At 67.3% G+C, this 12,492-nt stretch carries 10 protein-coding genes; 5 read left to right on the plus strand and 5 right to left on the minus strand.

The window, feature by feature from the left end; all coding sequences use genetic code 11:
• Positions 1-53: 53 nt before the first annotated feature.
• From N2K98_RS09325 to N2K98_RS09335, 3 genes are all read left to right on the plus strand, one after another.
• The gene (locus N2K98_RS09325) at positions 54-2,915 is read left to right on the plus strand and encodes a DEAD/DEAH box helicase (RefSeq protein ID WP_255865621.1); all 2,862 of its coding nucleotides are present in this window, start codon (positions 54-56) and stop codon (positions 2,913-2,915) included.
• A 42-nt stretch (positions 2,916-2,957) separates the two neighbouring features.
• Positions 2,958-4,604, plus strand: coding sequence for an amidohydrolase (locus N2K98_RS09330; RefSeq protein WP_255865622.1), 1,647 nt, complete (start codon positions 2,958-2,960; stop codon positions 4,602-4,604).
• Between the two features lie 495 nt (positions 4,605-5,099).
• Positions 5,100-5,828, plus strand: a complete 729-nt coding sequence (locus N2K98_RS09335; RefSeq protein ID WP_255797679.1) for a polyprenol monophosphomannose synthase — start codon at positions 5,100-5,102, stop codon at positions 5,826-5,828.
• 97 nt (positions 5,829-5,925) lie between these two features.
• Here the strand turns inward: N2K98_RS09335 and N2K98_RS09340 are convergent, their stop codons facing one another.
• From N2K98_RS09340 to N2K98_RS09355, 4 genes are all read right to left on the minus strand, one after another.
• Positions 5,926-6,273, minus strand: coding sequence for an RNA polymerase-binding protein RbpA (locus N2K98_RS09340; protein WP_229951869.1), 348 nt, complete (start codon positions 6,271-6,273; stop codon positions 5,926-5,928).
• 245 nt (positions 6,274-6,518) lie between these two features.
• Positions 6,519-7,484, minus strand: a complete 966-nt coding sequence (locus tag N2K98_RS09345; RefSeq protein WP_255865636.1) for an SPFH domain-containing protein — start codon at positions 7,482-7,484, stop codon at positions 6,519-6,521.
• 107 nt (positions 7,485-7,591) lie between these two features.
• A complete protein-coding gene (locus N2K98_RS09350; RefSeq protein ID WP_230023739.1) occupies positions 7,592-8,071 on the minus strand; it encodes an NfeD family protein in 480 nt (159 codons plus the stop codon).
• A gap of 190 nt (positions 8,072-8,261) precedes the next feature.
• Entirely contained in the window at positions 8,262-9,098 is an 837-nt protein-coding gene (locus N2K98_RS09355; protein ID WP_255865637.1) for a methyltransferase domain-containing protein, read from the minus strand.
• A gap of 57 nt (positions 9,099-9,155) precedes the next feature.
• On the opposite strand from N2K98_RS09355, the gene N2K98_RS09360 reads away from it, so the two are divergent.
• Positions 9,156-11,195, plus strand: a complete 2,040-nt coding sequence (locus N2K98_RS09360; protein ID WP_255865638.1) for a S9 family peptidase — start codon at positions 9,156-9,158, stop codon at positions 11,193-11,195.
• Positions 11,196-11,206: 11 nt separating this feature from the next.
• On the opposite strand, the gene N2K98_RS09365 is transcribed toward N2K98_RS09360, so the two are convergent.
• The gene (locus N2K98_RS09365; RefSeq protein WP_255797671.1) at positions 11,207-11,836 is read right to left on the minus strand and encodes a peptide deformylase; all 630 of its coding nucleotides are present in this window, start codon (positions 11,834-11,836) and stop codon (positions 11,207-11,209) included.
• Between the two features lie 64 nt (positions 11,837-11,900).
• Here N2K98_RS09365 and N2K98_RS09370 point away from each other — a divergent pair, with 64 nt between their 5' ends.
• Complete coding sequence (locus N2K98_RS09370) at positions 11,901-12,458, plus strand: SOUL family heme-binding protein (protein ID WP_255797670.1); 558 nt, start codon at positions 11,901-11,903, stop codon at positions 12,456-12,458.
• Positions 12,459-12,492 lie beyond the last annotated feature (34 nt).

A 12,492-nucleotide genomic window follows, 5' to 3' on the forward strand; every position in this document is an offset into this window, starting at 1 on the left:
GCCCACCGATGATATTGGCGTACCGCGGCGGGCGCAGCGCATAGGCTTGGTTCATGACTTCTCCTTCGGAGCGGTACCTTGCCGCAAAACAACGTTCCGAACATGCCAAGACCCAGCTGGGGGTCTTCGAGCAGTCGCTGGGCTTCGAACTGGACGCTTTCCAGTCGGAAGCCTGCCGGTCCCTCGAAGCCGGCCGCGGCGTCCTGGTCGCAGCTCCCACGGGGGCCGGCAAGACGGTGGTGGGGGAGTTCGCCGTCTATCTGGCCCTGCAGAAGGGCCTGAAGGCCTTCTACACCACCCCCATCAAGGCCCTGAGCAACCAGAAATACACTGAGCTGGCAGCGGCCTACGGCAGTGACCGGGTGGGCCTGCTGACCGGAGACACCAGCATCAACCCGGACGCCGACGTTGTGGTGATGACCACCGAAGTGCTGCGGAACATGCTGTACTCGAACTCGGACACCCTCATGGACCTGGGCTACGTGGTCATGGACGAGGTCCATTACCTGGCGGACCGGTTCCGCGGTGCGGTCTGGGAAGAGGTCATCATCCACCTGCCTTCCGACGTCCGGGTGGTTTCACTCAGCGCCACCGTGTCCAATGCCGAGGAATTCGGCGCCTGGCTGGACACCGTCCGCGGCGACACCGACGTAGTGGTTTCAGAGCACCGGCCCGTTCCGCTCTGGCAGCACGTGATGGTCGGCCGCGACATCTTCGACCTGTTCGAATCCGATGTTTCCTTCGACGAGGCAGCCGATGAACAGCCCGGCGCCAAGGAACGCTACCGGGTCAACCCCGAGCTGATGGAACTGGCCCGTGCCGAGTCCCGTGTCAACCAGCGCGGCCACTGGGGCGGTCCGCGCGGTTCCTCCCGCGGCGGACGCCGTGACTCCTCCCGCGGCGGACGGCCGGGCGGTCACGGCGGCGGCCACGGCGGGCCGCCGATCACGCGCATCCAGCGGGCATCGCGGCCGCAGGTCATCGCCCAACTGGACCGCAACGGCCTGCTGCCTGCCATTACCTTCATCTTTTCCCGCAACGGCTGCGAGGGTGCTGTGCGCCAGTGCGTCGACTCGGGGCTTTGGCTGACCAACGAAGACGAGCGCCGCGAGATTGCCCGGGTGGTGGACGAAGCCACCCAGGACATCCCCGAAGAAGACCTCGAGGTGCTGGGCTTCTGGACCTGGCGCGAGGGCCTGGTGCGCGGTTTCGCCGCCCACCACGCCGGCATGCTCCCCACCTTCAAGGAAGTCGTGGAACGCCTGTTCGCTGCCGGGCTGGTCCGCGCGGTTTTCGCCACCGAAACGCTGGCCCTGGGCATCAACATGCCGGCACGGTCAGTGGTGCTGGAAAAGCTGGACAAGTTCAACGGCGAAGCGCACGTGGACATCACCGCCGGAGAGTACACCCAGCTGACCGGCCGGGCAGGGCGCCGAGGGATCGACGTCGAGGGCCACGCCGTGGTCCTGTGGCAGCCGGGCACCGACCCTGCTGCCGTGGCGGGCCTGGCCTCGCGGCGCACGTACCCGCTGAACTCCAGTTTCCGGCCCACCTACAACATGAGCATCAACCTCATCGCGCAGTTCGGCCGGGAACGGGCCCGCGAGATCCTCGAATCCTCCTTTGCGCAGTTCCAGGCGGACCGGTCCGTGGTGGGCCTGGCGAAGCAGGTGCGTTCACGCGAAGAATCACTTGCCGGCTACGAAAAGGCGATGACCTGCCATCTGGGGGACTTCAACGAGTACGCGGCCCTGCGCCGGCAGCTCTCGGACCTGGAAAGCACCGCGTCAAAAACCAAGGCCCGGAACCGGCGGAGTTACGCCGCAGCCTCGCTGGAGAACCTGCGCCCCGGGGACATCGTGTTCCTTCCCGCCGGCCGGAACTCCGGCCACGCCGTCGTCCTGGACGTGGATGCCTCCGCCCGCGAGGTGCGGCCGGCCATCCTGACCGAGGACAAGCAGATCCGGCGGATCAGCGCTGCCGACATCGATGACGCCCTTGAACCGGTCTCGCACATCCGCATCCCCAAGTCCTTCAACGCCCGCTCGCCCAAGGACCGGCGCGATCTGGCCTCGTCCCTGCGCAACGCGCTGCACGACCACCGGCCGCCCCGGCCGGCGTCGGCCCGCACCAGTGCCATGCACACGGCGGGCACGGAGCGGCAGGAAAAAGCGATCGCTGAGCTGCGCCGGAAAATGCGGGCGCATCCCTGCCACGGCTGCAGCGAACGGGAAGACCACGCCCGCTGGGCCGAGCGCTGGTGGAAGCTGCGCCGGGAAACCGACAACCTCGTCGGACAGATCCGGGGCCGTACCAACACCATCGCCAAGACCTTCGACCGGGTCTGCGAGGTGCTTACCCGGTACGGCTACGTGGCCCCGGACGAGTCCGGCTTCGACGCCGTGACCCCGGCCGGACAGAAGCTGCGGCGGATCTACGGCGAAAAGGACCTCCTCGTGGCCCTCTCCCTGGAGCAGGGGGCCTTCAACGACCTCGACGCCGCCGAACTGGCCTGCCTTGCCTCCGCCCTGGTCTACCAGGCCAAGCGGGAAGAGCGCGGGCTGCGGCCGAAGATGCCCAGCGTTTCGCTGGAGTCGGCGGTGGACATCGTCATCCGACAGTGGTCCGAGCTCACGGACCTCGAAGAGGCGTCCCGGCTGCCGCAGACCGGCGAACCGGAACTGGGCCTGGTCTGGCCCATGTACAAGTGGGTCAAGGGCAAGCACCTGCAGGTGGCCCTGAACGGCACTGAGCTGGCTGCAGGGGACTTTGTCCGCTGGGCCAAGCAGGTGATCGACATGCTGGACCAGCTGGCCAAGGTCCCGGACCTGCCGCCCGGCATGCGCCGCCGCTTCCTGGACGCCATTTCCCTGGTGCGGCGCGGCGTCGTCGCCTACTCCAACGTCGGCGACTAAACCGCCGCCCCCCTCCATCGCCCTACAGAAACAGGTGAGTCCTTGAACGGCAGTCCCATCCCGAGCGCCCGCACCCTGACGCTCTACCGCAACGGTTCCGTCTACAGCGCCGGCGATCCCTTTGCCACCGCAATGCTGGTCGACGGCGACACCATCGCCTGGGTGGGGTCGGAACAGGCCGCCACCTCCATCCAGGACAGCAAGATGGACGTGGTGGACCTGCACGGAGCGCTGGTGGCGCCCGGGTTCGTGGATTCCCACGTCCACACCACCGAGCTGGGCATGTCCCTGGTCACCCTGGACCTGAGCGGATGCGCCTCCCTTGACGAGCTGCTGGACAAGGTCCGGAACCATGCGGCCGGGACCACCGGCCTGATCCTCGGATCCAACTGGGACGAATCGCGCTGGCCGGAACGGCGGGCGCCCACCGCCGCCGAGCTCGACGCAGCCTCCGGCAACCGCGCCGTGTACCTCTCCCGCTCCGATGTGCACTGTGCGGCCGTCTCCGGCACGCTGGCGGCCGAACTCCGGCTGCAGGAGTACGACGGGTGGGACAACGGCTTCGTAGTCCGTGCCGCCCACGACGCCGCCCGCACCGTGGCCCGCAACGCCGATCCGGACCAGCGCGGCGTCTTCCAACTGGCCGCGCTGAAGCATGCCGCCTCCCGCGGGGTGGTGGCCGTCGCTGAAATGGCCGCACCGCACATCGCACCGCCGGAGGACCTGCGCCGGTTGCTGGGCCTGGACGGGCCCCTCAGCGACGAGGCGCTGCCCCAGATCCTCCCGTACTGGGGGCAGCTGGTGGAGACCGAGGCGCAGGTAGCCGGACTGGTGGACTTCTTTGAGGGCCGGCTGCTGGGCCTGGCCGGCGACCTGAACATTGACGGGTCCTTCGGCGCCCGCACGGCTGCGCTGCGTGAGCCTTACGCCGACCGTCCCGACAGCACCGGCAGCATGTACCTGACGCCGGAACAGGCAGGGCGGCACCTGGAGCTGATGACGAAGGCCGGACTGCAGGGCGGCTTCCACGTTATTGGCGACGCCGGGATGGACACCGCGCTGGCCGGGCTGCGCCTGGCTGCCGAGGCCGTCGGGGAACCGGCCGTCCGGGCAGCCCACCACCGGCTGGAGCACGCGGAACTGACCGACGACGCCGCCATTGCCGAGCTGCTGCGCTTCGGCGTCAGCGTCAGCCTGCAGCCCGGATTCGATGCGGCCTGGGGGCATCCCGGCGGACTGTACGAACAGCGCCTCGGGGACCGACGGCAGAACATGAACCGGATGGCCTCACTGCTCTCCGCAGGTGTGCCCGTCGCCCTCGGCTCCGACACACCCGTCCTCCCGCTGGACCCCTGGTCCGGCGTGCGGGCCGCCGTATCCCATTCCAACCCGAAGGAGCGGGTCTCTGCACGGGCAGCGTTCATTGGGCATACCCGGGCGGGCTGGCGGGCAGCCGGGGAGACCAACTTCATGAGGGGCCAGCTGGCCGCCGGAGCACCCGCATCCTTCGCGCTCTGGGAAGTGCAGGAACTGATGGTCCAGACACCGGATGCCAACGTATCCGCTTGGAGCACGGATCCGCGCGCCGGCACTCCGCTGCTGCCCGCGCTGGACAACGGGGACGAGCCGCGCTGCCTGCAGACGGTCCATAACGGGCGGGAGCTCTACCGCGCTCCCGATCTTGCCTGAACAGCGAAACTACCTGCCCGCTCCGGCTTCCTCCGCACCGCGTCTGACCTGCATTGATGTGTAAACGTCCTAGTCAGGAGCCTTATTGACAGGGGCTCGACAGCACGTAGGCTATGAGGACTGTAGTCGGGACCGGCTTTTTGAGGTATCCCGGTCACCGTCCGGAGCTCTTTTCCAGACGGTGGCCGGGTGATGCTCCGGCCGGCCCGCGCTGCCATGGCCCGTACTACGCGCACCGGGGCGGATGCTCCGCGGGTGCCGGTTACCGGGTCCAGCATCACACAACCGGGTGGATTCAACCGTCAGTAGAAAACAGGGCCGGCAGTTCGCCGGAACTGGCCCGAAGACGGCTGGATCCGCCCGGTTGCGCTGTCCGGGGCCGCGCGGTGCTGACCCGTGGGGCCGCGTACTCCCATATACTGGATAGTCTGCCGGGGGAGTAACCCCGTCCCTGCCGCGAACAACGCGGCGTGCGTCCGCTGAAAGGCTTACTGAGTGCGTGTCCTGACTATCATCCCCACTTACAACGAGATCGAGTCGCTCCCCATCACACTGAAGCGGCTGCGGGACGCAGTTCCAGATTCGGATGTATTGATTGCGGACGATAACAGCCCGGACGGCACCGGCGGCTATGCCGACGAAGCCGCTGCCAACGATCCCAAGGTGCATGTGCTGCACCGCAAGGGCAAGGAAGGCCTCGGCGCGGCCTATATTGCCGGCTTCCGGTGGGGCCTGGAACGCGGCTACGACATCCTGGTCGAAATGGACGCTGACGGGTCGCACCGCCCGGAGGAGCTGCCCCGCCTGCTTGAAGCCTCCAAGGCAGGCGCCGACCTCGTCATCGGTTCCCGCTGGGTCACCGGGGGATCGGTGGTCAACTGGCCGCTGCACCGAAAGCTGCTTTCCCGCGCCGGCAGCACCTACTCGCGGTTCATGCTGGGCATCCCCGTCCGGGACATCACCGCCGGCTACCGGGCCTTCCGCCGCGGCACGCTGGAGCAGCTGGACCTGGGCGCCGTCGAGTCCGTCGGCTACGGCTTCCAGGTGGATATGACCTTCCGCGTGGCACGCCTGGGCCTGAAGATCACGGAGGTGCCGATCACCTTCGTCGAACGCGAACTCGGTGACTCCAAGATGAGCGGAAACATTGTCGTTGAGGCAATGGCCAACGTGACCCGCTGGGGTCTGTCTGCCCGCTGGCAGAAGCTCACCGGACGCGGTTGAGTTAAACCCAAAGCGGGGCGGCTGCCATATGGCAGCCGCCCCGCTTTTTTGTCTCTACGCGCCGATTGTCCGCTGACCGGACAGGCGCTGCATGGATCTAGGCGCTGGTGCGCTCTCCGCGGCGTTCACGCAGGATGTTCAGGCGGTCCTGGAGGATCGTCTCAAGTTCCTCGATGCTGCGTCGTTCCAACAGCATGTCCCAGTGCGTCCGCACCGGCTTGTCGTTGCTGGTGTCCGGCTTTTCGCCGTCCACCAGAAGCGCTTCCTTGCCGGTCTTGGAGATCCAGACCGGAGGAACGTCCGCTTCGGCAGCGAAAGTTACGAAAACACGCTCGCCGTCCTCACAGCGGTATTCCACCCGCTGGCGGGGAGCCGGCTCCACACCGGATTCAGTCTCCATGCTCTGCGCGCCCAGGCGCATACCCCGCAGGCTACGATCGCTCATCTTTTCTCCCTCTTCAATCCGCTGGATCCGCTGGCGGATCCCTTGTTATGCCGGTGCCGTGCCCGCCTGCCGCCCGGAGGCGGACCGGCAGGTAAACCTAAGGCTGGCCGTCACAGCCAATACAACGCCGACGACGCCGCAGCTGTTCCCGTCGGCGGTCCCGTTCGGTGCCGCAGCTATTGCCCGGCAAACAACCGATTATACCGGCACCGAACGGGAATCGGCTAACAGGGGAGCGGAACGGGCTAAGCTCCGGCTGCGGGGCCTGATGTTGCTGCAGGGCCGGAAGCCTGGACCGGGGTGCTCCCATTGGACGAGTGCATGGCCGCGTCCGGAACAAAGTCGCCCAATGCGCTGCCGACACCCTTGAGGGCTTCGCCCAGCTCACTGGGGATGATCCACAGCTTGTTGGACGTGCCTTCGGCCAGCTTCGGCAGGGTCTGCAGGTACTGGTAGGCAAGCAGCTTCTGGTCCGGGTTGCCCTTGTGGATGGCATCAAAGACCTTGGCGATGGCCTGCGCCTCACCGTCGGCGCGCAGGATGGCGGCTTTCGCGTCACCCTCGGCGGCGAGGATGGCGGCCTGCCGGCGTCCTTCGGCGGTGAGGATCTGGGACTGCTTGGTGCCTTCGGCGGTCAGAATGGTTGCGCGGCGTTCCCGCTCGGCCCGCATCTGCTTCTCCATGGAATCCTGGATCGACAGGGGCGGTTCAATGGCCTTGAGCTCCACCCGGGAGACCCGGATACCCCAACGGCCGGTGGCGTCATCCAGGACGCCGCGCAGCTGGCCGTTGATCTGGTCACGGGAGGTCAGCGCCTCTTCCAGGTTCAGGCCGCCCACCACGTTGCGGAGCGTGGTGGTGGTCAGCTGCTCCACAGCCTGGATGTAGTTCGCGATCTCATAGGTTGCTGCCCGGGCATCGGTGACCTGGAAATAGACCACGGTATCGATGGAGACCACGAGGGAGTCCTCGGTGATTACCTGCTGCGGGGGGAATGACACCACCTGTTCACGCAGGTCCAGCAGCGGCAGCATCCGGTCCACAAACGGAACCAGGATGGTCAGGCCGGGATTCAGCGTGCGCTGGTACTTGCCAAGCCGTTCGACGACGCCTGCCCGTGCCTGCGGGACGATCTTGACCGCCTTGACCAGGATGACCAGTACAAAGATCACCAGGACGGCGAGAATTAATAGGACTGCTGTTCCACTCATGTTCCCCCTTGCGTTCCGCGCGATCCGGGACGGATTCCGCGGTTTGGTTCAGCGGGATTCCTTCCGGAATTCCTGCATTTGGTTCGGCGGCCATGCCGCCTGATTTGTCAGTGTGCTGCTGTTGTTCCGGTTCCGGCCGCCTGGACCAGGGCGGTGGCACCCTCAATCCGTGCAACGCTGACCTCGACGCCCGCGGGCAGCGGGGATCCGTCAACGCTGCGGGCAGTCCACGTGTCGCCGCCGATTTTCACCGTTCCGGAGGAACCCGTCACGGATTCCAGCGTCAGCGCAGGCGCGCCGATGATCCGGTCGATGTTGGACAACTGGTCCTTGTCGCCCTTCTGCAGGTGTTTCAGCGCGATCGGCCGTACTACGCCGATCATGAGGACGGAGACCACCGCGAACACCACCACCTGCAGGAAGAGCGGGGCGGCGAAGAACGAGGCCAGCATAGCCGCCAGCGCGCCCACGGCGAGCATTCCGAAGAACAGGTCCAGGGTAAGGGCCTCCACGGCGGCGAATCCGAGGAAAAGCACCAACCAGAGGGCCCAGCCATAGCTGAGCATCCATTCGAAGACTTCCTGCATCCGTTTTCCCCTTATCTTCCGGACAGTACCCGTTGTCCTGTTTGTCCTGCTTGCCCTGCTTGTTCCGTAGCCTGCGGCACCGGTAGCGCGCGCGGCGGCGGTTACCGGGCGTTTAGTACATTCTGCCCGAGACCGTGCCGCAGACCTAGGGCCGCGGGCGGCGGAAGGATAACGTTTTGTGCGTCCTGCCTCAGTCGGCGCGGAAGATCTGCAGGGTGAAGGAAGCAGTCACCTCGACGGGGTCGGGCAGGGCGGCGAGGGTCCGGTCGAGGGCGGCCGGCTCCAGGTGCCGGGCGGAAGGACCCATCAACACGGCGTTTCGGACGTCCGCAGGGCGCAGCTGCATGGTGTACGTGCACTGTGTGGTGTGCAGGGCGGAGAATCCGGGTGACAGGGACGCAGCGACCCGTTCTTCCTTTTCGGCGGCGATACCCAGCATCGCCGCCCCTGCCCGGATTTCCTGCAGGTGCTCCGGCCGCGGAGTCACCACGGCCAGGATGCCGCCGGGAGCCAATACCCGGTGGAATTCCGGCGGGTTCCTCGGTGCGAAGACGTTCAGGACCACGTCCACGGAGGCATCCCGCAGCGGAAGGCGCCGCCAGACGTCCCACACGAGTGCGTAGGTTCCCGGCAGTGCGCGGGCCGCCCGGCGCAGCGCGTACTTGGAAATATCCAGTGCCACCGCCTCGGCCCCCGGAAGCGGACGCAGCACCTCGCCGAGGTAGTAACCGGTGCCCGCGCCGGCGTCGAGGACGGCCCCTGCACGGGGTGCTGCAGCCGACACGAGGCGTGCCAGCTCGGCCGCCATGGGCTGGTAGTGTCCGGCCGCCAGAAAGTCCGTGCGGGCCTGCACCATGGCGGCAGTGTCCGCCTGGAATTTAGTCCCGCCGCCGGTAAGGAGATTGAAATAGCCCTGCTTGGCCGCATCATATCGATGGCCTGCCGGGCAGCTGAGGGACCGGAAATCGGGATCGGGTTTGAGGCTGCCGCCACAGACGGGACAGACCAGCAGCGGCAGGGAAGGCATGAATCCATCCTAAGGCGGCGGTTGGCCCCGGCGGCCGCGGACATTAGGCTTCGGAGCGTGAAACCATGTGACCTGCCTCTCCTGAATTCCCTGTCCGCTCCGGCCGTGCATCCCGATGCCCTGCACTGCGTGGTCTCAGTGACCCGCCCGGACTTCACCGCCGATGCCTATACCGGGCAGCTGTGGCGTATTCCGTTGACGCAGGGCGGCCGGCCGCGGCGGCTCACCCGCGGTTTCCGGGACACGTTGCCGAAGTACAGTCCCGATGGTTCCAGTCTCGGATTCCTGCGTGCGGCGCCGGGGGAGCCGGCCCAGCTGCACATCCTGGGTGCCGGCAGCGGCGAGCCCATTCAGCTGACTGACGCATTGCTGGGCGTGTCCTGGTTCAATTTCGCCCCGGATGGCCGCAGCGTGGTGTTTTCCGCCCGTGTGCCGGAGGAAGGCCGGTACGGAACCATTGACGGCGTGGGTTCCACCGCTGAGGATCCCCGGCTTATCACCACCTTCAAATACCGGATGAACGGCGTGGGCTACACCAATGACAAGCCCGTGCAGATCTTCCACTTGATGTTGCCTGACCTCGACGCCGAGCCGCACATCCAGCCGCGGGGCCGGGCCAAGGACGACGGCGGGCCCGGAAAGGGCCTGCCCGAGGCCGTGCAGCTGACATCGGACCCAGCGGACCATCTGCAGCCGGTGTTCACTGCGGACGGCAGCAGGATCCTGTTCACGTCCTCCCCGGATCTGGATGACTCCCTGGTGTCCGATGTCTTCAGCATCCATCCGGACGGCACCGGCCTGACCCGGCTTACCAACCACGACGCCGGCGACCCGCTGACGGTCTCGGACCCGGTGGAAAGCGCCAACGGGCACTGGCTGTTCTATCTGGGCCAGGAGGTTTCCGTCACCGGCACCGATTTCGTTGCCCGCAACACCGCCCTGTATGCGGCCCCGGCGGCGGATCCGACGGCAGTGCGCCGGCTGACGGACCCGGAGAGCGTCGACCTGGCGGAGGGTACCGTCGTGCCGCACAACGGCGCCGAGGTGCTGGTCTTTCGCCGGACGCGCGGGGCGGGCGAACTCCTGGCCGTGGATCCGCGCGGACGCGTGGAAGTTCTGGTGGCCGGCCCCCGGGTCGTGGAAGCCGCCGGGTCCGCGGACGGCACAGTGGTGGTCAGCTACACCGACCCGCGGACGGCCGGCGACCTCGCCGTCGTCGAGGACGGCCGCCTCCGCGACGTCACGGATTTCTCCGAAGCGCTGCGCCGGGAAACCACGGTGACGCTGCCGGCGGAGGAAACGCACCCGTCCGGGGACGGCTATCCCGTGCACGGCTGGCTGGCCCTGCCCGAGGGACCCGGCCCGCACCCGGTACTGCTGAACATCCACGGCGGTCCGTTCGCCCAGTACGGGTGGGGGTATTTCGACGAGACGCAGATCTACACCAACGCCGGTTACGCCGTGCTGATGTGCAACCCGCGCGGGTCAGCCGGCTACGGGCAGGCGCACGGGCGAAGCATCAAGGAAGCCATGGGCACCCTGGACCTGGCCGACGTGCTCGCGTTCGTTGACGGTGCACTGGCCGCGCATCCGGAACTTGACGGGAGCCGGCTGGGCATCATGGGCGGATCCTACGGCGGCTACCTCACGGCGTGGACCATCGCACACGACCACCGGTTCACCGCCGCCGTGGTGGAACGCGGCTTCCTTGATCCGCTGTCCTTCGTCGGCTCAGCGGACATCGGCTGGTTCTTCAGTGCCGGCTACACGGGTACGGATCCGGCCGCCGTCCTGGCGCAGAGCCCGATGGCGTGCGTGGACTCCGTCCGCACCCCCACCTTCGTGGTCCATTCCGAAGAGGACCTGCGCTGCCCGGTGGAGCAGGCTCAGCGCTACTACACCGCACTGAAGCTGCGGTCGGTGCCTACGGAGCTGCTGCTCTTCCCGGGCGAGAACCACGAACTTTCCCGCAGCGGCACGCCGTGGCACCGGCGCAAGCGCTTCGAGCACCTGCTCGCATGGTGGGCCCGCTGGCTCCCCACGCCGCAGAACCCGGCCCCGGAGCAGGCGCGCACCCCGGAGCCTGCCCGGGCCTAAACCTGCCGGGTCTAGAAACCCAGTATCCGCTGGGCCTCGCCGATACCCGGCGCGGCCCAGCGGCGGGCGTATTCGGCATTGCTGCACAGAGACCGGGGAAGCATCCTGTCCACGTACACGGTTCCGAAGAGATGGTCCGTTTCGTGCTGGACGATCCGCGCCTGCCAGCCGCTGAAGCGTTCCATGCGCTGCCGGGACTGCAGGTCGGTGTAGTCCAGCACCACGGACCGCGGCCGGCGGACCACGCCTTGGTAGCCCTCGAAGGACAGGCAGCCTTCGAAGAACTCCGCAGTCTCGTCTCCGTCGGCTTCGTACCGGGGATTGATGATCGTGAAGAAGGGCAGGGGAGACCGCTCACGGACGGCCGAGGCCTCGGCTCCGGCGTCGAAGGTGTCCTCCAGCACCGCGATCTGCAGCGGAATACCCAGCTGGGGTGCAGCCACTCCCACGCCGGGGGCGGCGTGCATGACCCGGCGCAGAAGTGCAACAAGGGCGTCCAGTTCGGCGGCGTCCAGCTCGCCGTCGAAGGGCAGCGACTCACGGCGGAGGGCGGGGTGCCCCAGTTGGACTATCGGCACGAGCTCCTGTTCGAGCATCGGCAGGACCAGGTCACGCAGGAGGGCGGTGGAATCTGTGGGCACCGCTTCATCCTAGTAGCCGCTACGGTGTTCCCGCGCAGCCGGGGCGGCGTAACGTGTGCTCACCATGACCGAGCAGCAGCCGTACAGCGTCCTGGGACGGTATCCGGATTTCGAGTTGCGCCATTACCCCGCCCACCTCGTGGCCCAGGTCACCGTGAACGCAGGGTTCCAGGGGGCCGGCAATGCCGGCTTCCGGCACCTCTACGCGTATATCAGCGGGAGGAACACCTTTCTGTCTCCGCTGGAACCGTCGCCCGGAACCGACGGCATGCCCCTGGCGATGACGGCTCCGGTCCTGCTGGAACCAAGCCCGCTTCCGGGTGCTTTCTGCGTGGCCTTCGTCCTGCCCGCGGAGCTGACCGCGGCGTCCGCCCCGGTGCCTGAGGACCCGGCCGTCAGCATTGTTCCGGTGCCGGGCCAGACGGCTGCCGCTGCGGCGTTTTCCGGCCGCTGGAGCGAAGCCAACTATCAGGGCCATCTCCACGTCCTCCTGGCGGCTGTGTCTGCCGAAGGGTTCACCCCGCTGGGCCGTCCGCGGTTCGCACGGTTCGACCCGCCGTTCCGGCCCTGGTTCCTGCGCCGCAACGAAGTGGTTCAGGACGTGGAGGGGCCGGGGGATTGAAGCGGCAGCGCACTGATCTTCGGAACCGGATCAG

It is taken from the genome of Arthrobacter jinronghuae, from assembly GCF_025244825.1.
Lineage (GTDB): Bacteria > Actinomycetota > Actinomycetes > Actinomycetales > Micrococcaceae > Arthrobacter_B > Arthrobacter_B jinronghuae.

Excerpts from the sequence above, each read along its gene's own strand:
- N2K98_RS09325 (WP_255865621.1), top strand. The coding sequence starts at position 54 with ATGACTTCTCCTTCGGAGCGGTACCTTGCCGCAAAACAACGTTCCGAA.
- N2K98_RS09340 (WP_229951869.1), bottom strand. The coding sequence starts at position 6,273 with ATGAGCGATCGTAGCCTGCGGGGTATGCGCCTGGGCGCGCAGAGCATG.
- N2K98_RS09345 (WP_255865636.1), bottom strand. The coding sequence starts at position 7,484 with ATGAGTGGAACAGCAGTCCTATTAATTCTCGCCGTCCTGGTGATCTTT.
- N2K98_RS09350 (WP_230023739.1), bottom strand. The coding sequence starts at position 8,071 with ATGCAGGAAGTCTTCGAATGGATGCTCAGCTATGGCTGGGCCCTCTGG.
- N2K98_RS09355 (WP_255865637.1), bottom strand. The coding sequence starts at position 9,098 with ATGCCTTCCCTGCCGCTGCTGGTCTGTCCCGTCTGTGGCGGCAGCCTC.
- N2K98_RS09370 (WP_255797670.1), top strand. The coding sequence starts at position 11,901 with ATGACCGAGCAGCAGCCGTACAGCGTCCTGGGACGGTATCCGGATTTC.